Below are 25798 nucleotides of genomic sequence, written 5' to 3'. Positions count from 1 at the left end.
ATTCTATACAGTTTATAAATAAAAATAAAGGATAAAGATATATGATAGAATTTTAAAATTTTTGTTAAAATAATGATTATAATATAAAGAGGTGACCTACTTGAAAAACTTTATCACAATTAAGCAGAATATTGAACAAGAAACAGTGATTAATAAATCACGATTTATTACATATCTATTTAAAGTCGAAAACGAAGATGAGGCAAAGGCAAAGATTGACGAGATAAAAGCATTGCATAAAGATGCTACTCACAATTGCTCAGCTTATACAGTCGGTGACAGCCACCAGATTCAAAAAGCAAATGATGATGGCGAACCTAGTGGTACTGCAGGCGTACCGATGTTAGAATCTTTGAAGAAAAATGACATCCATAACGTTGTGGCCATTGTCACACGTTACTTCGGTGGTATCAAGCTTGGCAGTGGTGGTTTAATCCGCGCTTATCAAGGTAGGGTGTCTGAAGCGATTCAGCTAGCTGGTAAAGTAATCTATAAAAACGGGCTGATGATTCAGGTAACATTACCATATGAGCTCTCGGGAAAGTTTGAACACGCCATCGACGACAAATTTATCATCATAAATCAAACATATACAGATAAAGTGATATATGACGTACAACTTGTTTCTGAAGATAAAGATGAATTCATTAACTTTGTTACAGAACTCACACAAGGCCTCCCAGTTATCCAAGTGAAATCTGAACTGATGCTCCCATTCGACATCAGAAATAACATCTAGAGTGCTCTAGATGTTATTTCTTTATAATGCTGCGCATGAAGTTGAGTAATGGCTGATGGGTATCATCTATTAATCCAGTAAATTCAACGATTAATTCAATCGTGATAATCAACAGCAGCACGATTAATATCGCACCCCACACTGAGGATAGATATAAGATGACTGAGGCAACGCTAAACAATGCTGCAATTGAATAGATGAGCATCACTGTCTGAGGATGCGTATAACCAAGCTGCAGTAATTTGTGATGCAGATGTGACTTATCTGCCTGCATAATCGGCTTGCCTTGTCTATATCTACGAATCATTGCAAACGACATATCGATAAACGGCACTGCAAGGATAATGACAGGGAAGAACAGAGAAATTAACGTGATATTCTTAAACCCAAGAAGACTAAGGACACCGATAATAAATCCTAGCATTAACGCACCGTTATCTCCAAGAAAGATACGTGCCGGATAAAAGTTATATTTCAAGAAGCCGAGTAATGCTCCGATGAGTACACTACAGAGCATCATGATAAATATATTCTGCTGAATGATGGCGATAAACCCTATCGTCGCTAAGGCAATACCGGAAACTCCTGCTGCAAGACCATCTAGACCATCAACAAGATTGATTGCATTTGTTACAGCTACAATCCATAGTATTGTCATTGGAATACTAAATATTCCAAATTCAATGACGATACCGAATGGTAAAGTAATCAAGTCTAACGTAATTCCGTGATAGACGACGATTGTTGCAACCCCGATTTGTGCAATGAGCTTGATTATAGCCGGAAGATCAATAAAATCATCAATAAGGCCCGTTATTTGTATGAGTATCGCACCGATAATAATTGGATATATTTCTTTTTCAACTGGCTGTCCAATCCATAAACCGAACAAAAATGCACATAGGATTATCACCCCACCCAGCATCGATACTGGTTTAGTATGTACTTTACGGTAATTGGGTTTATCGACAGCACCAATGAAGTATGAAAATCTGATAATTATAGGTGTAAGTACGAAAGAGAATAATGCTGTTATAATGATTAGTTTTAATGTGAGCATGTGTACACCTCTTGAATTCATTCTTCTTAATAATATCACAATTAATGATGTTATCAATTAATTTCTATAATAAGTAATAATTGACTATGCATTTTATTTATTTCATAATAAGACGGTTAAGGTCTAATTATGAAATTATTTACGCAAAGCATCTTGCTTTGCTTATTTTTTAATGGATGGAGAGGATAATATGCAATTGAACAGAACAATAATGGATATTCTCTATACTTTAATCGGGTCGATTATTGTAGGCATAAGCTACAATCTATTTTTGTTACCTGGCAAGATTGCTGCAGGTGGGATTTCAGGTTTAAGTACAATCCTTAATCACCTATTCCATCTAGACCCGTCGATTGTGCAGTTTGTCTTCAACTTACCTATTTTTATAATTGGTTGGTTTGCATTAGGCCGTTCGTTTAGCCTGAAGACTTTAATTGCAACGTTCCTCGTGCCACTTACAATTTTTTTAACACAAGATATTGTACAATACGGCACTAAAGATGCATTATTAGCTTCACTCTATGGTGGTATCGTGCTCGGTATCGGGCTTGGACTTGTCTATAGAGGAAACGGTTCTACAGGTGGGACAGCGACCCTTGCTCAGATCGTCAGAAAGTATAGCGGTCTATCAAGTGGATATGCACAGCTCGTTGTCGATGCGTTTGTCGTAATTTTCAGTGCTTTCGTATTTAATTTCGAACTTGCATTATATGCATTAATTTCTATATTTGTTACAAGTAAAGTAATAGATATCGTTCAACTTAGAACTGGTGACAACAAACTTGTTTTTATCATTACTTCAAAGGAAACACAAGTGATAGATATTATTCACAATAAAATTGAACGTGGTGTAACCTCTGTCAATGCCTTTGGTGGCTTTGACCGCAATGGTAAAACCATATTGTTTTCTGTCATGGAACAAACAGAAGCAATTTATTTTAAAAATCTGATAACAGAAGAAGAACCAGATTCTTTCGTAATCTTTATTAACACTTCTGAAATAATAGGACGAGGGTTCAGCGCTGCAAAAATATACCGCTCAAAATAGGAAGGAGAACTTATATGATTGAAGCAATTATCTATAATATCGCTGTAACTGTCAGTGGTATTTACTTATTCCATAGAATTCAGTTTTTTGAAGATAGGGAAATCATCTTCAAGAAACCTTATATCGCACTACTCATGACCACTATCGCTATACTGTTATTGACGTATCCGATTGGCTATAAAGAAATTTCGTTCAACCTTGCCTTTGTTCCTCTACTTTTTCTCGGTAGATTTACAAACTTTTTTTATACATTTTTAAGTGCATGCATTATTGTTGTAGTAGATATATATCTATTAGGAACGTCATTTCCTTCTTCACTCTATTTGCTGATCATCGCTACTGTAGTGAGCATGATTGGACCGTTCATCAAATTACAGGACATACAAGCTATTCAAGTGCTGAATTTAATCAGTATCTTAATCATCGCAGTATATACCTGGATTAAACAGATGTTTATCATTAATGAGATGATACTTTTGATTATTTCCAGTTTCATACTATCTTTAAGTTCGAGCGTGATGTTTGTGGATATATGGCGTGTACAGAAAATGCTGAGTCGCTTCAACAAAGAACATGTCGTGGATTATTTAACCGGCTTAGGAAATGTGCGTGCATTTGACAGATATTTAAACGTCATCAGCCGCCAGTCCTCTGAGCAAAAACAGTCACTTTCACTATTACTTATCGATATCGATGACTTTAAAGAGGTCAATGATAAGTTTGGTCATGATGCTGGAGATGCAGTATTAAAACAAATGTCGCAAGTTCTAAACAACTATGTTCCTGATCAATCTAAAATCTTCAGAAATGGCGGCGAAGAATTCTCAGTTATCTTTAATGACAAGTCATTAAATGATACAGTAAAGATTGCAGAAAGCATAAAAAACGGTGTAATAAACTCTACGTTCCACCTGCAAAATAGAGAAACGATTCATCTTACAGTAACAATCGGAGTCGGATATATTCCAAGATCTGAAATTAAGACACATCGTAAAATCTTTAAAGAAGCAGATGAAATGTTGCATGCTGCGAAAAAACAAGGAGCAAATACGATTATGTTCAACCCTATCATTAAGTAAAAAGGAGAAAAAGATGCTTTCAAATCAACTTTACGATGAACAAAAAGTAAAAGATGTTGCAATGCTTGCAGGTAGAATCCTTCTCGAGTCAGGAGCAGAAACCTATCGGGTGGAAGATACGATGACGCGAATCGCAGAATTTTACGGACTTCATAACACGCATAGTTTTGTAACACCTACTGCGATCATCTTCTCTCTTAACGAAAAAAGTTCGACACGCTTATATCGTGTATCAGACCGTACTACCGACCTCGAAAAGATTTCAGAAGTCAATGAAATCTCACGAGCGATTACATCAGGAAAAGTTTCTTTGGAATCCGCAAAGATGGCACTGTCTATATTAGATAAAGAAAACCTTCAATACAAATTCTGGCTTAAAGTTTTGTCTTCAGGTATTGTATCCTTACTGTTTCTATTTATGTTTGACGGTAGCCCGTCAGATGCAATACCTGCATTTATTAGCGGACTCGCTGGATATTATATTTGTGAGCGTATAGGAGCATATTTTAAGATTCGTTTTTTCGCTGAGTTTGCAGGTTCAGTCGTGATTGCTTTAATTGCCATCGCATGTGTGCAGTACTTTTTCAGTGAATCGCTCGATAAAATCATCATATCGGGTGTTATGCCCCTTGTACCAGGGGTCCCAATCACAAATGCAATTCGTGATATGATGGCAGGTCAGCTCATTGCCGGTATTACTAAAGGTGTAGAAGCGGCGCTTACCGCTTTCGCAATTGGTGCAGGTGTCGGCGTGATCTTCATCATCTTTGGAGGTACAATATGATCATTTTTCAAACTTTCATCAGTTTTTTCGCGACTTTATTCTTCTCGATTATCTTTAATGCGCCAAGAAAATTACTTATTGCTTGTGGATTTGTTGGTGCCATTGGCTGGATTGTCTATTACATTGCGAATTCAAATGGATTATCTGATGCTGTGAGTATATTCCTTGGAAGCTTCGCTCTTAGTCTATGTGCACATATTCTTGCACGAATTTATAAACGTCCTGTCATCATCTTTAATGTATCAGGTATCATACCACTCGTTCCCGGTGGTGTCGCTTACGATGCAACAAAGAACCTGATTATCTCTGATTTTAGTGAAGCAATTATTAAAGGGAGTCAGGCGACATTATCTTCTGGCGCAATTGCATTTGGTCTATTGATTGCGGAAATGCTATTTTTAACGACTATGAAAATGTATAAACATTTTAAACATAAGAATAAAAAAACTAGGAACGTTTGATGTTAAATAAACGTTCCTAGTTTTTTAAAATTTTTCTTTCGGATTTCGTAGTTTATTCATGACACATATTCATTTTAAGTATAGAATAATAATAATGAAGACAGGAGGAATACAGATGAAAGAAAAACTAATTGATAGACTTACTTCTTATGTTGTTATCGATACACAGTCCGATGCTTCTAGTACAACAACACCATCAACGGATAAACAGTGGAATCTTCTTAATCAGCTTAAACAGGAAATTGAGCACTTAGGTCTTGAAACGGATATCGATGAATTTGGTTACTTATTTGCAACATTGCCATCCAATACTGATAAAGAAGTTCCTGTTATCGGTCTGTTAGCACATGTAGATACAGCTACAGATTTCACTGGAACAAATGTTAATCCTCAGATTATTCAATCTTATGATGGTGATGCTATCACTTTAAAGAGTGGGCTTAAGATTGAAACTGAAAAGTTTCCGGAACTCTCGCTTTACAAAGGACACACATTAATTACGACAGATGGTACTACATTGCTTGGGGCGGATAACAAAGCAGGTATCGCTGAAATTATGACAGCAATAGAATACTTGATTGCCCACCCTGAGATCAAACACGGCAAGATTCGTTTCGGCTTTACTCCAGATGAAGAAATCGGACGCGGGCCGCATAACTTTGACGTAGAACGTTTTGGTTGTGATTTTGCATATACGATCGACGGAGGCCGTCGTGGAGAACTACAATATGAAAGTTTTAATGCAGCAGGCGTCAATATTACGTTTAACGGGGTAAATGTGCATCCGGGAAGCGCTAAAGATAAAATGGTGAATGCGCTCAACCTTGCAGTACGCTTCCAGTCTTCTTTACCGGCAAACGAAGTACCGGAACATACAGAAGGTTATGAAGGCTTCTTCCATTTGATGGAGTTGAATGGAAATGTTGAACGTGCACAACTTTCATATATTATAAGAGATCATTCTCGTGAGCAGTTTGAAGCACGTAAAGTAACGATGCGTGACATCATAACGTCTATACAGAAAGAATATGGTGAACAAGCTGCGCATATCGAGATTAATGATCAGTATTATAATATGGGCGAGAAAATTACACCACATCCACAGCTTATAGATATCCCACTTGAAGTAATGAAATCATTAAACATAGAACCAATTGTTGAACCGATTCGTGGGGGTACTGATGGCAGTCAGTTATCATATATGGGTTTACCTACACCAAACTTATTTACAGGTGGAGAAAATTATCATGGCCCATATGAATACGTCTCTGTTGATGATATGGAACGTGCTGTTATGAATATCGTTGGTATATTACAGAAGTTTGAAGAGAAAGCTTAAGCTTCAACATCCTCATCACTATAACAAGACCCGAACAACGCAGGCATAATTTATGTCTACACTGTTCGGGTCTTATATTACTTACTTAATTTCATGATACTTTGAATAGCTTGCTGCAACTGTAATCCGATCTGTATATCTTCTGTAAGCTCAGTAACTTCTGGATAGACATTTAGTGGTACGACGCTATCCTTTATATGATGCGCAAGAAATTGTTTGCCTGCAGAAAGATAAATATATTGCTTACTTTCATCGATGCGATTGTTGATTTCACTGACAATCAATGAGCCTGATGTCTCTTCGTTACTTCCTCCACCATAAATAATCACATCTGCTTCTTCTAATAAAGATTCAATATGCGTTCGTCCAAAGATGAGTTGTGCGGAAGTTCTGATATCTGCTTTAAAGTATTGTTCAAAGATTGTTCTAAGCGCTCCACCATCCCCTCCATATGGAGAGTATGTATAATCTAAGCCGTGCTTTTTAAATTGCTGTAGCATATACCATATACTATTATCTACTCGTTGCTTAACGTCAAAAGCATAGTCCTGCGCACTGACTTGACTTTTTTTTCCGTAATTATGATATTTATGGTCAGAAATAATTTTGAAGTTCACATGTTTTAATCTTGAATCCATATCATCAAAATGCATGTAACGTACAAATTTAAGCAGCCCTTGATGCATCACACTATCAATCAACTGGTGATCTCGATCATAGAACTTAGCACCTAATGCCTGTAGCATCCCTGCACCTGCATCGAATACTGCAACATTTCCTAACGAGATAATAAAGGATGTCATTCCCATATCCAAACCATTCATCAGCATCTGACCAAGTCCGTAACTTGACGTTTCTTCAGGCACTTCACTATTTAAGAACTGTCCTGCATCAATTAGCATTGTATCGTGAGCAACACGTGCGACTTGAATATCTGTTTCAACTAAATTGCCATTATATACTTGCTGTGAGAGTTTCGCGCCTTTTTCCCATGTGAGCAGAGCATCAATCATATTTTTATCGCTCTCAAATAATGGTACCATCACTACATTTGCATCTTCTGTCTCTATCCCGTCATATACATACTGATTCGCATGTTGAGAATACAACGTATTAAAGAAAGTATCCATCGCTATTAATATCTTCATCGTTTCCTCCAAAATAAATAACTAATAGAAATTCTATTAGTTATCGATTGTTTTGATAAAGCATCGTACATTCTATTCTTCTGCTTTAGAAAGATTTGCTATTGTAATATTTCTATGACTGTCATGCCATTTCACAGTTTTATCTGAGAAATAAAAAGCTTGAGGAGATTCATGCTTTACTTTAGTTAAATCAGCAATATAGTCTGAAAGTTCTCTAGCCTGCTGAACAATTAAGTAATAACCATTAATATCTCTTTCATACATAAAGTTCTCGAACTGGTCATATGCACTTGCAGAGATCGGACAAGTGTCAGAGTGTTTCAGGAAATATACATTCGTATGTTCTTCTAATAACTTCTCGAACTGCTCGATTGTATTAATTTTAATCATCATCTTATTTTTCCACCTATCTGTGCCTTCAAAGATAAAATATATCACGCTTCTACGTATTTAGCAATCGCATTAATATTTATTATACCCCTATCTTAATATAATACACATGATATAATGAAATAAATATCTTTATTGGAGGTTATAATGAATCAAAAATATCCATTAAAACGCTGGACTTTCGTAGATACTATTAATTTATGTCTGTTTATTTACGTAGTATTGTTTGTCATTGATTTCAAAAATCATAGTGGACTTTCATTCATCATTATTGCTGCATTTATCATCTGGGTGCTTACAGTAATTTCTAAAAACATCATCATATCAAAGAAACAGAAGGAACAACAATATTTAAAAAAATAAATGATACCTTATAATGGTATCATTTATTTTTTTCTTCTAGCTTTCCTAATGCTTCATAATATTCATCATCGATTGACTGGATATATTTTGTGTTTTTCAGAATATCTTGAATCGGCATATTTTGTAACTTGGTTTCAATATTCATCGCAAGCTTACGTTCTCTATAATAATTCATCAGGCTATAATAAATTTCAATTGTTGCTTTACGCATACCCAATACATTTTTTGAAGAGATCTGAGTCTGATTAAGTTTGTCAATATTCGATTTTAGAAATGGGAGTAGTTTACTTTCAATATACTGCTGCTTTTGTTTAACCGTTGCATCAGTTGATAAATATTCAACTTTGTTTTTAAGCTGCTCACTATTGTCATTAATAACATCCGCTAATAGTTCGTATTCCTTTGCGTCTTTCCCATTGGCTGAAACTTGATTTGCATATTGTTCACTTAAAGCCTTATTTTTTTCAAATACTTCCGTATACTGAAGTATCTTTTCATTAGATTGAATCGATTGATTAAACAACTTCATATAGTGTTCCAGATCCAGAATAAACTGTTTTTTCTTGATTAAATTTCTTTTATAAATGTTATGAACTTCCTTTACTTCAGAGGTTTCAGGGTTAATGGCTTTCACTTTTTGTTCATAAACTTTCAACTGAGGCCTTATCTTGTTATGTATCGATTCTTCAATTAACTTCAACTTCTTTTTCTTTTCTTCTGTTACTTCCGATCCGAGCAATTGATCAGCTTTATCTAAACCTAGTTTATCCAATTCATGTACAAGCTTCTTTTCTTCTGATTGTACATCATGCATTTCCGCTTTATAATTTTTAATATCAGATGTCACTTTATCCCCACATGCTGCAAGAATAATTGATATACTCATTATTAAATATATAAATATATTAATTTTATTCATATCGGCTCTCCTTAGATATCAATATTATACCTAAAAATGATTAGAATGAAAACATGATTTATTTTTTCAGACTTGAAAGGAAGATTTAAAATGAAAGTAAAACCTAATAATTTTATCAACTATTCCCCTGATCGCTATGTATCAGAGTACAAAATAATACAGCAAAGTTTATTAAACCTGCTCGATTCACCAGTGATTAAAACATATCATATCGGCTCAACTGCAATTGAAGGAGCAAATACTTCAGGAATTATCGATATTCTTGTAATTGTGAAGCGACTTCATGAAATAACGACATTGGATGAAAAACGTTTAAACTTATCAGGATTTTATAGATTACATCATCCATATAAGAAAAAATGTGTCTTTTCTCAGTTTGATAGTCTTAAAACACTTAATGAACAAGTACGACTTCATATTGTTGAGAAAGATAGTAAAAAACAAGTTCAATATTTGGAAGGGCAACGCTATTTACTGAATCATATTACGGAATATAATCATTTTAAACAGAAGATTGATGAGCATCTCAACTTGAAACAATATGAAGATGAAAAATCGTCATGGTTTCATCAATGTCTTTCTGTCTAATTATGCTATCCTTTGCTATAATGAGGAATGAATTCAATGAAAGGGCGAACATTTATGCAATTACATACTATAGTCGATCAACTGAAGAAATCTATTCAGTCAGAACATATAAAAATCAATGAACCATTAAAGAAATATACTTATACGAAAACTGGTGGCAATGCTGATATATATGTCATACCGACAAACTATGCAGAGGTACAGGCCGCATTAAATGTAGCTAAACAAAATGATATCCCAGTTACATTTTTAGGAAATGGTTCAAATATTATCATTCGAGATGGTGGCATTAGAGGCATTGTTATCAGTCTACTTAACCTTACCAAAATAAAAGTTAATGGGCAGTGTATAACTGCCAGCAGTGGTGCAGCGATTATCGATGTTAGCAGAACTGCAAGAGACCATCATTTAACCGGTCTTGAATTTGCGTGTGGTATTCCAGGCTCTGTTGGCGGTGCTGTATTTATGAACGCTGGAGCTTATGGCGGTGAAATTAAGGATGTGATTGATCATGCCTTAGTCATTAACCATGAGGGTGAAATCATCTCACTTGATCATCAGGCATTAGAACTTGACTACCGTACTAGTATTATCCAAAAAGAACATTTTGTCGTACTTGAAGCTAGTTTTAAGCTTGCTCCTGGGGATATTCAGTCTATCCAGTCACAAATGGACATACTCACTGAACGTCGAGAATCAAAGCAGCCACTAGAATACCCATCTTGCGGCAGTGTGTTTAGACGTCCACCGGGTCACTTTGCTGGTAAACTTATTCAAGAGGCACAGTTACAAGGTCACATCATCGGCGGCGTGCAAGTGTCTGAAAAACATGCTGGTTTTATCGTAAATGTGAACGAAGGAACTGCGACTGATTACGAAAATATGATTGCCCACATTCAGGAAACTGTCTATAAAAATTCAGGCATTGCGCTAGAAACAGAAGTAAGAATTATCGGAGAACCATTATAATAAAAAGAGTTAATATTAGCCAAAAAGAGCTTGAGATATACAGTATGATATCTCAAGCTCTTTATTATTGACGCGCTTATTTCACTTCAAATTCTGTATCATTATGAACATGAAAGTCAGGTTGCTTTTCTGCATGTGCTGTAACGGTATATTTCCCACTCTCAGCAAATGTATGTTTTGTTTCATATTCTCCGAGTTTACTTTCCTGCAAGTCCACCCACTCAGTCTTTCCAGAAGGTGTCTTCACTTCAAATCTTGCAACAGATGCCTCTGTTAACGGCTTGCCTTCTGCATCCATTACATGCATCATTAATGTTGTTTCTTTATCTTTCTCTGCTTTAATATCCATTATATGTATCATACCGGCATGATGGTGATCTTGATGACTATGCTGTTGTGCAGCATCTCCAATCGTTATTTCTTTATTCGGCATTGTATGCTGGTTAAATGCTGTAACATGGCTAATAATGTTATATGTGCCATCTTCTTTAAAGTTATATGTAAACGTGTAAACACCATCTTTCGCTTCTTTAACTTTTTCTTTAACAGAATTTTTTGTGTCGCCATCTTTAATCACTTCAAACATTACTTCATCAGCATCATTCACTTTTTCTTTTCCATGTTTCACGAGTGCTTTAATTTCTACTGTTTTCCCCTTTTCTACATGCTCAGGTACAGTTAGATCTACCGTTAACGGTTGTACTTTTTTATCAGATGTTGTTGCATGATTTTCATGCCCTTCATGCCCTTCTTTCTTTTCTTCTTTGCCACATGCTGCTAAAGCAACTGTGCATAGACCTATCATCAATAATCTTTTAGCGTTCATAGTGTTCCTCCTCAATATTTATACGCTTACAATTATGTCTGTTTTATATATTTGTAGCAATGTCCAATTTGTGACAAATACTGTACTTAAAAAGAGCTTGCGACATTTGTCACAAGCTCGTCAAATATTAAGATTCAAATTGGAAGTCTTCGTCTGTTAATGCTTCTACGTTTAATGCAATGACATAACCATCACCTTTAACACTGAAGAAGTCGTGGTTTTTCGTAGAAGTGTTTAAGGCATTCTCAATGATTGGATTGAAGCCTTTCTCTTCAAAATAAGGTTCAAATCCTAAGTTTGCTAATGCTTTGTTACCGTTATACTGTACATAATTTAAGACATCCTCTGTGAGCCCGACACGGTCATACAGCATCTTAGTATAACGCTCTTCATTTGCATAGAGTTCCTTTAATAAATCATACATCTCTTTATCTGCACGCAATTTCTCATCATCTGTTAATTCATTGCGTAAACTTTGTGCATCTAATCCTGTAAATACACCGTGAATAGATTCGTCTAGCAGAATCTTACGAATAATCTCTCCACTCGTCGTCATGCGACCTTGACCAGCTAAGTATAGTGGATAATAAAATCCACTATAGAATAAGAATGTCTCTAAGAATACGCTGGCAACACGTGCCATATACTGATCATAGATTGTTGCTTCTTTGCCCCAAAGTTTATGGTATCTAGAAACTATCTTTTCTGATTTAAACTTTAGATGTGGTTCATTCACAACCCAGTTATCAAGTAAATCGTTCGTTTCAGCAGATGGTAAGAGCGTAGTGAAAATATGAGAATAACTTTTTGCATGGATCTGCTCCATCATCCCCATAAATGAATAAACTGCTTTTTTACGTAAATCTTTCGTATGCAGACCGATGAGTGGCATACCATCGTCCGCTTGATGTGTATCTAATCCTGTGAGACCAGCAAGTGCATGGTTGAATGTATACTTTTCATCTTCAGTCAACTCTTTCCAGCTTGCAATATCTTTTGAAACTTTAAATTCTGATTCTACCCACATCTGTGAGATATTCTGTCTCCAGAACATATTTGTCATGTCTTCTTGTGTATTCCAGTTAACGGCTATCATATTTTCAGTCCTTTTGATTGTTATACATATTTTAAAGGCTGATAATTCAGCCTTTAATGATTTAGATTGCGCAGCTTGTACATTCTTCAACACTTAACAATTTATTTCTTGTGTAATACAGTGATTTTAAACCTTTATGATGTGCATATACGTATAGTCTTGCAAGTTCTCTCGTAGAAATATCACTGTTCACAAATAATATTGTACTGATACCTTGGTCTATATGTTCCTGAATTGTCGCAATTAGATCAATCAACTTCATTTGATCTGTATTAAATGCTGATTTGTAGAACCACATTGTTTCAGGTGATAAAAATGGCATAGGATAGAATGTTTCAGCATTACCATAAGTTCTACGCTCAATCTGATCAACGATCGGCATAACAGAACTTGTTGCATTTTGCACATAAGAGATACTTTGTGTCGGTGCAATAGCAAGACGATATGCATGGAATAGTCCATTTTCCATCACTTTTTCTTTAAGACCTGCCCAATCTTCTGGCGTTGGGATTGCTATCCCTTCAAAAAGTTCAACAACTTTGTCTGTTGTAGGTCTATAGTCTTTCGCAATATATTTGTCGAAATAAGTACCAGATGCATAATCTGACTTTTCGAAGTCTGCGAATGTCTCATTTCGTTCAAGGGCAATTTCCATAGAGCGTTCTAATGAATAATAGTTTAACATCATAAAGAACGTCGCTGCGAATTCTTTCGCTTCCTCTGATTCATATCCAATTTTATTCTTTGCTAAGTAGCCATGTAGGTTCATGACACCAAGCCCAACCGAATGCAGTTCGCGATTTGCTTTTGCCACACCAGGAGCATTTTTAATATCCGCTTCATCACTCACAGTTGTAAGTGCATCCATACCAGTATGTACTGAATCTTTAAATTTCTTAGATTCCATTACATTCACAATATTCAATGATCCTAAGTTACATGAAATATCTCGTTTGATTTCATCTTCAGTGCCATAATCATTAATAATGGATGTTTCTTGTAATTGGAAGATTTCTGTACATAAATTGCTCATCTTAATCTGACCGATATTCGAATTTGCATGCACTTTGTTCGCATTGTCTTTAAACATTAAGTATGGATAACCCGATTGAAGTTGCGTTTGAGCAATCAAGTTTAACATTTCACGTGCATCTTTAGATTTCTTCATAATATTTGGATTTTCCACAAGTTCGTCATACATTTCATCAATGTTTAGATCGTCTAGCGTTAAACCATATTCACGTTCCACTGTATGTGGTGCAAACATAAAGAAATCTTTGCCCTCTTTCGCCAAATCAAAGAATTTACTTGGTACGATAAGTCCAGTAGAAATCGTTGATAAACGTAAGTCTTCATCAGCATTTACCTTCTTCGTATCCAAGAACTCAAGCACGTCATAATGGAAGATGTTTAAGTATACAGCACCTGCACCTGGACGTTGTCCTAGCTGGTCCGCATAACTAAATCCGCCTTCGAGCGCTTTAGCTACAGGTAATACACCTTTAGCCACACCTTTAATGCCTTTAATTGCTTCTCCTCGTGCGCGTAACTTTGACAAGTTAATTGCAACACCGCCACCAATTTTAGATAATTGTTTCGCAGTTGAGTCGATATAGTTGATAGAATTTAAACTATCATCTACTTCTAATAAGAAACAAGATACAAGCTCACCGCGTCTTGCACGGCCTGCATTTAAAAATGTAGGTGTCGCCGGTTGATAACGTTGCTCAATCATCGCAGAGATTAATTGTTTCGCCTTATTTACATCACCTTTAGCTAAATATAGGCTTACAATAATAACATGCTCTTTATAATCTTCTAGATATTGCTGTTTATCATTTGTTTTCAATGCATAATCTTTAAAGAATTTACTTGCCGACATATAACTCGCAAAGTTAAATTCAATGTCTTGTGCATACTTAATAATATCGTTCAAATCTGTTTCGTTATATTCATTAAATAAATCATAATAAAAATCTTGTTCAACGAGATACTTAAGACGCGCAATCGGTGTATCAAATGTTATCGTTTTATCTTTTATTTCTTCTAAGTAAACTTTAAGCGCTTCTTGATCTTTATCAATATCAAAGAAGCCATCTTCTCGACGTTTTGTGACCTGGTTATTAAGTTCAATATGATTGTACTGTTTCTCTTGTGCGATATTCACTGATTTCTTCCACCTTTATATTAAATTCTTTCACATCTTTATCATTACCGTGTAGTTCAAACTTCATTAATAATGGCACATGATATGTACTACTTATTAAGTCTCCTGCACGTGCAAAGTTCTGACCCCAGTTTCTGTTACCGCTGGCTGCTACAGCTATTAAATTTGCACTATGACGGTCCAGAAACTGTCTAACTGGATCCGGTATCTCGCCAAACCCTATCGTTCCTGTTACAATGATATACGGTTCATTTATACCTTCCGCTTGATCCAGAGTTAATGTATTTGCATACTTTGTTTTCTGTATAAAACGTTTCACATTTCCAGTGAGCGAATAATAGACGATGAGCATAATATCACTCCTCTCATTTAAAAGCAGTTGTGAACAATAATATTAAAACTATCTTTAAAACTACCCAAAAATTTATGTATTATGTGCTTGACTTTTAGCAATTCGCAAGTATTGTGTTCGCATCAATACCGAACACAAGATATAGTGGTATATTTTCCAACAACCACAAGATATACGAATAATTATAGCATTTATAAAGGGGTTTTCAACGTTAAAACCTTGTAAAAATTTATATTTTTAGGGTTGACTTTTGAAGAAAACGAGCAACCCTTTGCTACTACTCACTTTGATAAACGTAAGAAATTTTGTATTTAAATTATTGAAAATATATTCATATTACTGAAAAAGGAGGACACATATGAATAATAAAATAAAAGGAATATTATGGTTGGTTGCTGCTTCGGTTGGTTTCAGTTTAATGGGTGCCTTCGTAAAGCTCTCTGGAGATTTGCCAGTCATACAGAAATCATTGTTTCGTAATATTATCGGAATAATCCTTCCTCTGTATTTCGTATACAAGTATAAAGCGCCTCTTTTTGGTCATAGAGAGAACCAGCTAACGCTTATTTTAAGAAGTGTCTTTGGAATGATTGGTGTGCTTCTTAACTATTATGCAATTGACCGCATGGTGTTAAGTGATGCAGATATGCTGAATAAACTCAGTCCATTCTTCACTATTTTATTTTGTGCATGGTTTTTAAAGGAATATATTAAAAAGTATCAATTCATCAGCATGATAATTGCATTTATTGGTGCTCTATTTATCATTAAGCCGAATTTCAGTTCAGATATGTATATTGCCATAATAGGTGTCCTTGGCGCCATGTTTGCAGGACTTGCCTATACAACATTACGTGTACTCGGTTCAAAAGAGAAGTTCTATACGACTGTGTTTTACTTTTCGTTCGTATCAACAATTGTACTTATTCCACTCACATTGCTGACATATCAACCCATGACAAATGCGCAGATCATCTATCTGATTCTATCCGGCCTATTTGCTACGCTCGGACAATTCGGATTAACAATCGCTTATAGCTATGCACCAGCGAAAGATATTTCAATATTCTTTTATACGACTGTGTTATTCAGTGCAATTATAGGATTTATTCTATTTAATGAGACCCCGGACTTACTAAGTTATCTCGGATATATTATAATATTCTTTGCGAGCTACTATATGTTTGTAAAAGCAAAAGTGAAACAACATTAATCAGGAGGCTATTATGTCAGGAAGACAAAAAGAAGAATTACAGGATATTACGTTACTTGGTAATCAGAACAATAAATATTTATATGAATATGACCCGACAATATTAGAGTCATTTGATAACAAACATCAAGGTCGTGACTATTTTGTTAAGTTTAATTGTCCGGAGTTCACAAGTTTATGTCCGATTACAGGACAACCCGACTTCGCTGCAATTTATATCAGCTATATTCCAAATATCAAGATGGTTGAATCAAAGTCATTAAAACTATACTTATTCAGCTTCAGAAACCATGGAGATTTTCATGAAGACTGTATGAATATTATTATGAATGATTTAATTGAACTTATGGACCCACACTACATTGAAGTATGGGGTAAGTTCACACCGCGTGGTGGTATTTCAATTGATCCATATACGAACTACGGGCGCCCAGGAACTAAATATGAAGAAATGGCATCTTATCGTCTGATGAATCATGATTTATATCCTGAAACGATTACAAATAGATAGCACGGTATAACGAAGCTGAGAGATTTCAAAATCTCCGCTTCGTTATTTTTATTATTTACATTCTTTTTAAAATTATTCAAAATTCGAATTGTCTAAATATTCTTTTAGGTGTACAATATTATCTTATTATAGTATTTAAATTTGAAGGGGGAAAATGAATGTCTCAACATACAAGGGAAGAAATTATAAATAGTATGCCGAGAACTGGATTCTTTGGACATCCTAAAGGTCTGTTTACACTTATGATAACTGAGTTCTGGGAACGTTTCAGTTACTATGGAATGAAAGCAATATTAGTTTATTACTTATATTATTCTGTTAAAGATGGCGGTTTTGGATTACCTGATGCACTTGCATTACAAATCGTATCAATATATGGTGCGATGATCTATATGAGCGGTGTGGTAGGTGCATGGCTTGCTGACCGATTTATCGGAACGCGAAAAGCCATATTATATGGCGCGATTCTCATCATGATCGGTCATATATTACTATCTCTACCGAATAACTTCACCTTGTTACTTGTCGCACTATTATTTATCATTTTAGGTACAGGATTGCTTAAACCGAATATTTCTTCAAATGTCGGAGAAATTTATGAGAAGAACGATCCGAAGGTAGATTCAGCATTCACACTATTTGTAATGTCTATTAACTTAGGTGCATTTATTTCACCATTAATTGTCGGATGGCTACAGAAAAATGCCGGATTCCATTACGGATTTGCTGTTGCAGCTGTCGGAATGTTCTTTGGACTAATTATTTATGTATTACGTGCTAAACCCACTTTAGGGCTATCTGGATTGGACATCCCAAACCCAGTAACACCTGAAGATAAAAAGAAAACACTCACATATGTAACAGTGATTGTTATTGCATTTGTAATTTATTTCTTATTCGCCCAACTTACTGGAAACTTAAACTTACAAACATTTATGTCACTTGTAACAGCACTGGGTATTGGTCTGCCAGTTGTTTACTTTATTATGATGTTCGTATCCAAAAAGACGACATCTGAAGAGAAATCACGTGTAGCAGCATATATTCCATTATTCTTAGCATCTGTTGTATTCTGGTCAATTCAGGAGCAAGGTTCAACAATCCTTGCTGCGTTTGCCGATAAGAATACACAGTTAGATTTAGCTAAAGTGACAAATGGTGCCATTAACTTTGTAATTCCACCAGCTTGGTTCCAGTCACTAAACCCATTATTTATAGTAACACTTGCACCACTATTTGCATGGTTATGGGTAAAACTTGGACGATTTAATCCACCAACAGTAGTTAAGTTCAGTATCGCACTATTTTTAGCAGGTTTCAGCTATGTCGTGATGGTTTATCCATTAACGCATAACGGCGACGCTTTAATGAATCCGGCCTGGTTAGTATTAAGCTACTTGCTAGTAACAATGGCTGAGCTTTGCTTATCACCTACTGGTTTATCAGTAACAACAAAACTTGCACCGAGTGTATTCGCATCTCAAATGATGAGTATATGGTTCTTAGCAAACACAGTCGCGCAGTTATTTAACGGTCAAGTACTCGTTAAATATTATGATACTGTTAATAACGCAACATACTTCGGTAACATCGGAATGGTTACAATCGGATTAGGGATTGTATTACTTATTGTAAGTCCTTTTATGAAACGCTTCATGAAAGGGATTCACTAATAACTTTATAAATTTTAACACCCTTAAAGTATATAGGATGCTTTAAGGGTGTTTTTGAGTTGCTTAATATCGTGAAATTATTATATTAGTAATACATATTATAATTAATATATTATATTAAAATTAAAACATAACACTTTAACTCTTTAAACGAAACTAGCATATCAACTTTTTGAAAATTTCGTCTTTTTAAAAAGTTATTGAATGATATTAATTTAATGGTAAAATTATATTCTGAAATAACATTAATTTTCAGAATATTTTTATTACGGAAGGTGAAATTATGGAAACAACGAAATACTCCCGTGAAGAAATGGTACAAAGTGTACCACAGACTGGGTTTTTCGGACATCCTAGAGGATTAGGGATTCTATTCTTTGTAGAGTTCTGGGAACGCTTCAGTTATTATGGGATGCGCGCAATCTTAATTTATTACATGTATGATACGGTTGCTAACGGTGGGCTGGGTATAGATAAGACAACTGCCGCGAGTATTGGATCGATGTATGGATCATTGATCTTTATGACAGGAATTTTAGGTGGCTGGGTTGCCGACAGATTGATTGGTTCCCGAAAAGCCCTGCTCTACGGGGCAACATTAATTATGCTCGGACATATTGCAATGAGCTTACCGTTTGGAGTTCCTACATTTCTAGCATCTATGTTTTTAATTATTGTGGGATCCGGATTAATGAAACCCAATATTTCTAATGTCGTCGGCGGACTGTATCATAAAAATGATAGTCGTATGGATGGTGGTTTTGTAATTTTTTATATGTCTGTTAATATGGGTGCCTTTCTTTCCCCATTAATTGTTGGTGCACTCCAAAAACAATATAACTATCATATCGGATTTCTAGCAGCAGCCCTTGGCATGGCGCTTGCATTAGTCGTATATATCATCTTCAATCGTAAATCACTCGGTTTAGTCGGAAATGAGCCTACAAACCTATTACAAGGCGAAGAAAAGAAACGTTACTCAAGAAACATTGTTATCGCAGCAATTGCACTTATTAGTATCATTGTAGTTACTTTAATGATGGGAATCCTTACATTTAATACATTTTCATTCGTCGTAACGATTCTCGGCATTGTACTCCCTATCGTCTACTGGTTCACTATGTATCGAAGTGAGGATGTGACATCAACTGAACGTTCAAGATTACTTGCATATATTCCATTGTTCTTAGCGAGTGTAATGTTCTGGGTCATTCAGGAACAAGGCGCAAATACCCTGGCATTATTTGCAGCTGAAAGAACTCAGCTGGACTTGAAACCTTTATTTGGTATTGATTATACGTTGCCAGCTGCATACTTCCAATCATTAAATCCATTATTTATCGTAATATTAGCACCTGTCATTTCGACATTATGGATTAAATTAGGTAAGCGTAATCCAACGACACCATTTAAATTTACTTTAGGGATTTTGTTTGCAGGATTGAGTTTCTTAGTGATGATTCTTCCATTAACACAAAATGAGACACACCTCATCAATCCGTTATGGCTAGTTTTATCTTTCTTACTATGTGTTATCGGAGAATTATGTTTATCCCCGACAGGTTCTTCGGTATCTGTTAAATTGGCACCTGTCGCATTTAATTCACAAATGCTAAGCTTATGGTTCTTATCGAATGCTACAGCTCAAGGATTAAATGCACAGTTTGTAAAACTTATAGAACCACTTGGTTATACGAAATACTTTATTTTTATTGGTACGATTGCCATGATACTGTTTGTTATCATATTGTTAATGAATAAATGGATTTCAAAGAAAATGGATGGTATTCACTAGACACAGCGCCTATGCGCTGTGTTTTTAATTTGGGCAAACGAGGTATATAATATAACATAACAAATAACAATAAGAAGGTGTCAATGTGCATAAATTTAATAACGGCATATTATTTTATCACGATAAAGCAGGACAAGGTGATGTACACGAAATCATCGGAGAGGTTACAAAGCATCTATCACAGATAATTACCCATTTAACAATCTACAGAAGCTTAGAGCAAGGTGAGATCTATGAACTACTTACACAGTCTTCACAGCCATATGATATATTTCTTATTCTTGGTGGTGATGGTACTGTACATGAACTGATTAACGGGATGATTGATGGCGGCTACCATAAACCAATCGGAATCCTCCCAGGTGGCACATTTAATGACTTCACAAAAACGTTAAATCTAAACCCGGACCCTGTACGTGCTGCTACTCAGCTACTCGAGTCAGAAGTTAAATATTATGATGTGCTAAAGACTAATGAACGCTATGCACTTAACTTTGCAGGAATGGGTCTCATGGTTGATAACTCTGAAGGGGTCAATCCACAAGTAAAGAGTAAAATCGGCAAGTTCAGCTACTTCTTCTCTATGATCAAAAATGTCTCTAATCCTACCTTCTTTGAGTATGAAATTGAAGTTGATGGCACCAAATCATATGGTACATCTTCTATGATTATTATCGCAAACGGTCAGTTTATCGGCGGAAATCGCATACCACTATCTGAACTTTCACCAAGTGACGGCATTCTCAATGTATTCATCTTTAAAGATAGCGGCCTTAAATCATTTACAGACATGATCGGTGAGAAATCAGAAGTCAACTGGAATGAAATCAGTCAGAATATTGAACACATCTCCGGAGAACATGTTCATCTGAAAACAAAAGATGAACTGTCAGTAGATGTAGACGGAGAAATTGATCTTGTGACACCGCTTGACGTTACGATTGTTCCAAATAAACTTAAGATCTTAACAGCGCCAGTGAATACATTATTTTAATAGATATAGATACTATCATTATTACGACAACACCCAAACCATATAGATATGGTTTGGGTGTTGTCGTTACATATATAAAGCTTAGTATCTATTTATCCAGGAAATAACGTTCAACATCGCTCCATGAATTTACTCTATCAAATTCAGAAATACTTCGGTTATGTACCGCATCAAAGATAATACCTTTGCCTTTAAATGCGCGCAGCTGTCTCGGATTATCATCTATCAGATAATCTGTTCCAACAATGCTTTTATTACCGCAGAAGATAAAATGCTGTGGATCTAAAAATGGAAAATGCTCTCTCAGCCATTCATATTTTGCATCGAATGATGTCGGCACATCCATCGCAGCTGTAGCAATATAGACATCATAATGATGGTTGAGTCGCTCTACGACACGTACTGCATCAGGAAATACTTCTAAATCTCTAAAGAAACCTCGATCTAGTAACAGCTTGTCTAATTTATCCACGTGTTCTGGGTATTCTGTGCGAAGTTTCCTTTCGTACAAATCTTCTTTTGTTAAGGACATACCTGCACTTTCATTAAACTGAAAGATAACTTTCTTCAATGTATCTGCAAGTACTTCATCCATATCAATTGCAATTGACTGTCTCATCATAATCATCCTTTATCCTGTATTACTATTATTATAAGCAATCTAGATTGCTAATTGTAGTAATTTGATTAACTGAAGAATGAATTGAGTACTTTATGAACTTTTTCATTATCGTCACGCGTACCAATTGATATTCTTACCCCGTTAGGCATCGGTCTAGCAATTACTCCACCCTTAATCAATGCTTCGAATAACGCTTCAGCCTGATTCGTCTTCACAAATATAAAGTTTGTTACGCTATCTATAAGGTGTTCTTTGTAATCCGCTTCAAAGAATTTATTACGTTCTTTATCATTATGAGCAACATAATCCTTTAAATATTGCTGGTCTTTTAATGCAGCAATTGCTCCGACTAGCGAAAGTGCTGTCACGTTAAACGGCAGCTTTACTTTATTGAACACATCAATATATGCTTTAGATGTTATGGCATATCCTACACGTAGTCCTGCTAACCCATAGGCTTTAGAGAATGTTCTGAGCACAATCAGATTCGGGAAGCGTTTAAGTAACGCTACGCCATCTGGATAATCCTCACGCAGAACAAATTCAAAGTATGCTTCATCCAGTACGACCATTACATCTTCATGTACACTCTCTAAAAATCCAGTTAATTCTGTTTCAGTAACATAAGTACCTGTCGGATTATTCGGGTTACAGATCCAGATGATACTTGTCTCATCATTCATCTTATCTTTAAAACTTTCCAGATCAAACTTCCCTTCCTTCAACGGTACACTGACCACTTCATTATCTTCAATCAGTGCATGTGTCGTATACTGAATAAAAGTACCTTCACTCGTCAGGATGTGGCCTTTGGGATTCAGACGTGCACGCGAAATCATCATGATAATTTCATCTAATCCAGCTCCTATGAGAATTTGGTCACTATCTACCTGATAGAAATGAGCGAGTGATGCTTTTAAGTGTACCGCTTCTGGATCAGGATAATAGTTGAGTGCATCTTGTGAGCGAATGGCTTTGTATACTTCCGGGGACGGGCCCATTGGATTTTCATTCGATGCCAGTCTGCTGAAGTCTCCCTCAACATTAAACTTGCGCTTTAATGCTTCCTCTGATAATCCCGCCTTGTAGACGCCTAGACTTTCTAGTTGTGGTTTCATATTAGACCCTCCAATTCATTTTATATTATGATAGAGAAAATAAAAAAAGATAGCAAATTTTTGCTATCTTTTTAACAAATTAATTTATTTTATAATCTTTTCTTTTTTTAAATATGCCTTTGCGACACTTTCTGGCGTCTTATTGTTATATGCAACCTCATAGTTCATCTTCTGCATTTCTTCATCCGTAATCTTACCTGCAAGTTCATTTAATGCATCGACAACCTGTGGATGTTCCTCAATTGTACTTTGTTTTAATAAAGGCGCACCCTGATATGGTGGGAATAGGTGTTTATCATCTTTCAGCACGACCATATCATATTTCTTAAGTTCTGCATCCGTTGAATAAGCGTCCATCAGATCTATCTTATTCTGATCAATTGCCTGATAACGAATCTTCGGTTCCATCGTCTTCACGTTATTAAACTTGATATTATATTTCTTCTGGATTCCTTTGTAACCATCATTTCTATCATTAAATTCTAAAGTAAACCCTACTCTGATATCATCTTTCATCTTTTCAAGATCAGATATCGTTTTTAAGTTATGTTCTTCAGCATAACTTTTCTTTACTGCGAGTGCATATGTGTTGTTGTATTTCATTGGTTTTAGTAAAGCCATATCATATTTTTTCTTCAGACTTTCATTAGCCTGCTGATAAACTTCAGCTTCTGTCGTTGCCTCAGGATCTTCTTTAGTGATTTCTCCAAGCACTGTCCCTGTAAACTCCAGGTAGCCATCAATATTATCTGATTTCAAAGCATTGAATAAAAATGTTGTCTTACCCATACCTGGTGAAACCTCAACTGAGACATCCGTCTTTTCTTCAATGACATATTTGTACATATTTGTAATAATCTCTGGTTCTGTTCCAAGCTTCCCTGCAAATTTCAGCTTCTCTTCTTTACCAAATAATAAAGGTCCTACTGCTACAAGTAAAAATACAAGCAGCATCACACCGAGAATGTAGATAAGCTTTCTGTAGCTCAATTTCTCCATACGCTTTAACAGGAAGTCAAATATTAATGCAAGTAGTGCTGCCGGAATTGCTCCTAACAGGAGAATGCTTGTATTATTACGGTCTATACCAAGAAGAATTAAATCTCCTAAGCCACCCGCACCTATAAATGCTGCAAGTGTCGCAGTACCGATGATCAAGACCATCGCTGTTCTGATACCAGCCATAATGACCGGCATCGCTAAAGGAATTTCAACCTTTGTCAGCTGACGGAATGTATTCATACCGATTCCGCTCGCTGCCTCTTTCAGTGAAGGATCTACTTCTTTGATCCCTGTATATGTATTGCGCAGAATCGGCAGTAAAGCATAGATGACGAGGGCTATGATTGCTGGCACTCGACCAATACCGAATAGTGGAATCATCAACCCGAGCAATGCAAGAGATGGAATTGTCTGTAATACCGCTGTCACATTAATAATAGGTTCAGCAATCCTCGAATGACGTGTCAAATAGATTCCAATCGGTATCGCAATGAATGTTGCAATTAATAAAGCAATAAATGAAATTTGAATATGTTCGAACAATGCCTCCAATAATTCATACTTACGTTCTGAAAATGTCTGCCATAACGTATTCATTACATCGCCTCCTTACTCAGTTGACGTAATACGTCATTGCGTGATATAACACCAATTCTTCTTGTATCTTCCATTACAGCGATATATTCATGCTCAGTGAGTAAGGCATAGACATCATGCAATGAAGTATCCGGTGCTACTTGTGCTGAAGTAGCTACATCGATTGACCTCATTATATTTCTAGCATATTGCTTAATTTGCACCGCATCACCCATAAATGTCTTAACAAATTCATTATTCGGGGCATTGATGAATGATTCAGGTGTTCCAATCTGTTCTATCTTCCCATTATTCATCAAACATATTCTATCACCAAGCTTCAAAGCTTCAGATAAATCATGTGTAACAAAGATTATCGTCTTCTTAATTTCTGATTGAAGACGAATGAGATCATCCTGCAGCTTTTCACGTGAGATAGGATCTAGTGCACTAAATGGTTCATCCATCAATATTACTGGAGGATCCGCCATTAAAGCACGAACAACACCTACACGTTGTTTCTGTCCACCGGATAATTCATCAGGATAACGATGTAAATATGCTTCGCTTTCAAGTCCAACCATATTCAATAAGCGCACCGCATCTTTATCGATACGTTCTTGAGACCATTTCTTCATAAGAGGCACTTGACTAATATTCTCCTTAATTGTCATATGAGGGAATAGTGCAATTTGTTGTAGCACATAGCCGATATCCCAGCGCATCTCATCAAGTTTGTAATCACTGATAGGTCGATCTTTAAAGTAAATGTAACCTTCTGACAACGGAACCAATCTGTTGATCATCTTCAATGTCGTTGTCTTTCCACTACCCGAAGGTCCGATGATAACAAAGAATTCTCCTTCTTCAATTTCAAAGTTGATATCATCCACAACCGTATTTTCACCATAACGTTTCGATACATGTTTAAATTTTATCATGTTGCACCTCTTATAGAATTTAATG

At 35.8% G+C, this 25798-nt stretch carries 26 protein-coding genes; 14 read left to right on the top strand and 12 right to left on the bottom strand.

Annotated features, from left to right (window positions below; translation table 11 throughout):
• The first annotated feature begins 100 nt into the window (after nucleotides 1-100).
• On the top strand, nucleotides 101-739 hold the full coding sequence (locus ACZ2V4_RS05440) for a YigZ family protein (protein ID WP_219494068.1): 639 nt from the start codon (nucleotides 101-103) through the stop codon (nucleotides 737-739).
• Nucleotides 740-752: 13 nt separating this feature from the next.
• Here ACZ2V4_RS05440 and ACZ2V4_RS05435 read toward each other — a convergent pair whose 3' ends face one another.
• Complete coding sequence (locus ACZ2V4_RS05435; RefSeq protein WP_219494066.1) at nucleotides 753-1799, bottom strand: glycosyltransferase family 4 protein; 1047 nt, start codon at nucleotides 1797-1799, stop codon at nucleotides 753-755.
• A 190-nt stretch (nucleotides 1800-1989) separates the two neighbouring features.
• On the opposite strand from ACZ2V4_RS05435, the gene ACZ2V4_RS05430 reads away from it, so the two are divergent.
• The 5 genes from ACZ2V4_RS05430 to pepT all read left to right on the top strand — a co-directional run bounded on the left by ACZ2V4_RS05430 (nucleotide 1990) and on the right by pepT (nucleotide 6510).
• The gene (locus tag ACZ2V4_RS05430; RefSeq protein ID WP_420494231.1) at nucleotides 1990-2847 is read left to right on the top strand and encodes a YitT family protein; all 858 of its coding nucleotides are present in this window, start codon (nucleotides 1990-1992) and stop codon (nucleotides 2845-2847) included.
• 14 nt (nucleotides 2848-2861) lie between these two features.
• The gene (gene gdpS / locus ACZ2V4_RS05425) at nucleotides 2862-3926 is read left to right on the top strand and encodes a GGDEF domain-containing protein GdpS (protein WP_219494062.1); all 1065 of its coding nucleotides are present in this window, start codon (nucleotides 2862-2864) and stop codon (nucleotides 3924-3926) included.
• 13 nt (nucleotides 3927-3939) lie between these two features.
• Entirely contained in the window at nucleotides 3940-4710 is a 771-nt protein-coding gene (locus tag ACZ2V4_RS05420) for a threonine/serine exporter family protein (protein WP_120786624.1), read from the top strand.
• Entirely contained in the window at nucleotides 4707-5171 is a 465-nt protein-coding gene (locus ACZ2V4_RS05415; RefSeq protein ID WP_419895404.1) for a threonine/serine exporter family protein, read from the top strand. Before ACZ2V4_RS05420 ends, ACZ2V4_RS05415 begins: the two co-directional genes overlap by 4 nt.
• A gap of 115 nt (nucleotides 5172-5286) precedes the next feature.
• On the top strand, nucleotides 5287-6510 hold the full coding sequence (pepT, locus tag ACZ2V4_RS05410) for a peptidase T (protein ID WP_490514593.1): 1224 nt from the start codon (nucleotides 5287-5289) through the stop codon (nucleotides 6508-6510).
• 77 nt (nucleotides 6511-6587) lie between these two features.
• On the opposite strand, the gene ACZ2V4_RS05405 is transcribed toward pepT, so the two are convergent.
• Nucleotides 6588-7658 carry a glycerate kinase gene (locus ACZ2V4_RS05405; RefSeq protein ID WP_490514592.1) on the bottom strand — a complete coding sequence of 357 codons (1071 nt, stop codon included), beginning with the start codon at nucleotides 7656-7658 and terminating at the stop codon, nucleotides 6588-6590.
• A gap of 72 nt (nucleotides 7659-7730) precedes the next feature.
• Nucleotides 7731-8051, bottom strand: a complete 321-nt coding sequence (gene ytxJ / locus ACZ2V4_RS05400) for a bacillithiol system redox-active protein YtxJ (protein WP_219494056.1) — start codon at nucleotides 8049-8051, stop codon at nucleotides 7731-7733.
• Between the two features lie 144 nt (nucleotides 8052-8195).
• Here ytxJ and ACZ2V4_RS05395 point away from each other — a divergent pair, with 144 nt between their 5' ends.
• A complete protein-coding gene (locus ACZ2V4_RS05395) occupies nucleotides 8196-8411 on the top strand; it encodes a hypothetical protein (RefSeq protein ID WP_219494055.1) in 216 nt (71 codons plus the stop codon).
• 19 nt (nucleotides 8412-8430) lie between these two features.
• On the opposite strand, the gene ACZ2V4_RS05390 is transcribed toward ACZ2V4_RS05395, so the two are convergent.
• Complete coding sequence (locus ACZ2V4_RS05390) at nucleotides 8431-9330, bottom strand: EMYY motif lipoprotein (protein WP_219494053.1); 900 nt, start codon at nucleotides 9328-9330, stop codon at nucleotides 8431-8433.
• A gap of 90 nt (nucleotides 9331-9420) precedes the next feature.
• On the opposite strand from ACZ2V4_RS05390, the gene ACZ2V4_RS05385 reads away from it, so the two are divergent.
• Complete coding sequence (locus tag ACZ2V4_RS05385) at nucleotides 9421-9918, top strand: GrpB family protein (RefSeq protein WP_458619840.1); 498 nt, start codon at nucleotides 9421-9423, stop codon at nucleotides 9916-9918.
• A gap of 54 nt (nucleotides 9919-9972) precedes the next feature.
• Nucleotides 9973-10887 carry a UDP-N-acetylmuramate dehydrogenase gene (murB, locus tag ACZ2V4_RS05380; RefSeq protein WP_490514630.1) on the top strand — a complete coding sequence of 305 codons (915 nt, stop codon included), beginning with the start codon at nucleotides 9973-9975 and terminating at the stop codon, nucleotides 10885-10887.
• Between the two features lie 76 nt (nucleotides 10888-10963).
• On the opposite strand, the gene ACZ2V4_RS05375 is transcribed toward murB, so the two are convergent.
• From ACZ2V4_RS05375 to nrdI, 4 genes are all read right to left on the bottom strand, one after another.
• A complete protein-coding gene (locus ACZ2V4_RS05375) occupies nucleotides 10964-11713 on the bottom strand; it encodes a FixH family protein (protein WP_241427482.1) in 750 nt (249 codons plus the stop codon).
• A gap of 127 nt (nucleotides 11714-11840) precedes the next feature.
• Complete coding sequence (nrdF, locus tag ACZ2V4_RS05370; protein ID WP_283721819.1) at nucleotides 11841-12809, bottom strand: class 1b ribonucleoside-diphosphate reductase subunit beta; 969 nt, start codon at nucleotides 12807-12809, stop codon at nucleotides 11841-11843.
• Between the two features lie 61 nt (nucleotides 12810-12870).
• Entirely contained in the window at nucleotides 12871-14976 is a 2106-nt protein-coding gene (gene nrdE, locus ACZ2V4_RS05365) for a class 1b ribonucleoside-diphosphate reductase subunit alpha (RefSeq protein ID WP_283721820.1), read from the bottom strand.
• Nucleotides 14939-15328, bottom strand: coding sequence for a class Ib ribonucleoside-diphosphate reductase assembly flavoprotein NrdI (nrdI, locus tag ACZ2V4_RS05360; protein ID WP_283721821.1), 390 nt, complete (start codon nucleotides 15326-15328; stop codon nucleotides 14939-14941). Before nrdI ends, nrdE begins: the two co-directional genes overlap by 38 nt.
• Nucleotides 15329-15686: 358 nt before the next feature.
• Between nrdI and ACZ2V4_RS05355 the strand changes: the two genes are divergently transcribed.
• The 5 genes from ACZ2V4_RS05355 to ACZ2V4_RS05335 all read left to right on the top strand — a co-directional run bounded on the left by ACZ2V4_RS05355 (nucleotide 15687) and on the right by ACZ2V4_RS05335 (nucleotide 21514).
• Nucleotides 15687-16541: a DMT family transporter gene (locus ACZ2V4_RS05355; RefSeq protein ID WP_419895400.1), complete on the top strand. Its 855-nt coding sequence runs from the start codon at nucleotides 15687-15689 to the stop codon at nucleotides 16539-16541.
• A gap of 10 nt (nucleotides 16542-16551) precedes the next feature.
• Nucleotides 16552-17052 (top strand): preQ(1) synthase, encoded by a 501-nt coding sequence (gene queF, locus ACZ2V4_RS05350; protein WP_219494808.1) that lies wholly within the window; start codon nucleotides 16552-16554, stop codon nucleotides 17050-17052.
• Nucleotides 17053-17210: 158 nt separating this feature from the next.
• Nucleotides 17211-18725, top strand: a complete 1515-nt coding sequence (locus ACZ2V4_RS05345; protein ID WP_490514591.1) for a peptide MFS transporter — start codon at nucleotides 17211-17213, stop codon at nucleotides 18723-18725.
• Between the two features lie 283 nt (nucleotides 18726-19008).
• Nucleotides 19009-20520 (top strand): peptide MFS transporter, encoded by a 1512-nt coding sequence (locus tag ACZ2V4_RS05340; RefSeq protein WP_283721823.1) that lies wholly within the window; start codon nucleotides 19009-19011, stop codon nucleotides 20518-20520.
• Nucleotides 20521-20605: 85 nt separating this feature from the next.
• Nucleotides 20606-21514 carry a diacylglycerol/lipid kinase family protein gene (locus ACZ2V4_RS05335; RefSeq protein ID WP_283721824.1) on the top strand — a complete coding sequence of 303 codons (909 nt, stop codon included), beginning with the start codon at nucleotides 20606-20608 and terminating at the stop codon, nucleotides 21512-21514.
• Nucleotides 21515-21602: 88 nt separating this feature from the next.
• On the opposite strand, the gene ACZ2V4_RS05330 is transcribed toward ACZ2V4_RS05335, so the two are convergent.
• The 4 genes from ACZ2V4_RS05330 to ACZ2V4_RS05315 form a co-directional block, all read right to left on the bottom strand.
• Nucleotides 21603-22136, bottom strand: a complete 534-nt coding sequence (locus ACZ2V4_RS05330; protein WP_490514590.1) for a 5' nucleotidase, NT5C type — start codon at nucleotides 22134-22136, stop codon at nucleotides 21603-21605.
• Between the two features lie 65 nt (nucleotides 22137-22201).
• A complete protein-coding gene (hisC, locus tag ACZ2V4_RS05325; RefSeq protein ID WP_283721825.1) occupies nucleotides 22202-23254 on the bottom strand; it encodes a histidinol-phosphate transaminase in 1053 nt (350 codons plus the stop codon).
• Nucleotides 23255-23338: 84 nt separating this feature from the next.
• Entirely contained in the window at nucleotides 23339-24853 is a 1515-nt protein-coding gene (locus ACZ2V4_RS05320; RefSeq protein ID WP_490514589.1) for an ABC transporter permease/substrate-binding protein, read from the bottom strand.
• A complete protein-coding gene (locus ACZ2V4_RS05315) occupies nucleotides 24853-25773 on the bottom strand; it encodes an ABC transporter ATP-binding protein (protein WP_490514588.1) in 921 nt (306 codons plus the stop codon). Before ACZ2V4_RS05315 ends, ACZ2V4_RS05320 begins: the two co-directional genes overlap by 1 nt.
• Nucleotides 25774-25798 lie beyond the last annotated feature (25 nt).

This window comes from Macrococcus sp. CoH-51_TC_04 (genome assembly GCF_058188655.1).
Note: the sequence above shows the minus strand (reverse complement) of the source record. Positions and strands in the feature narration are given on the sequence as shown.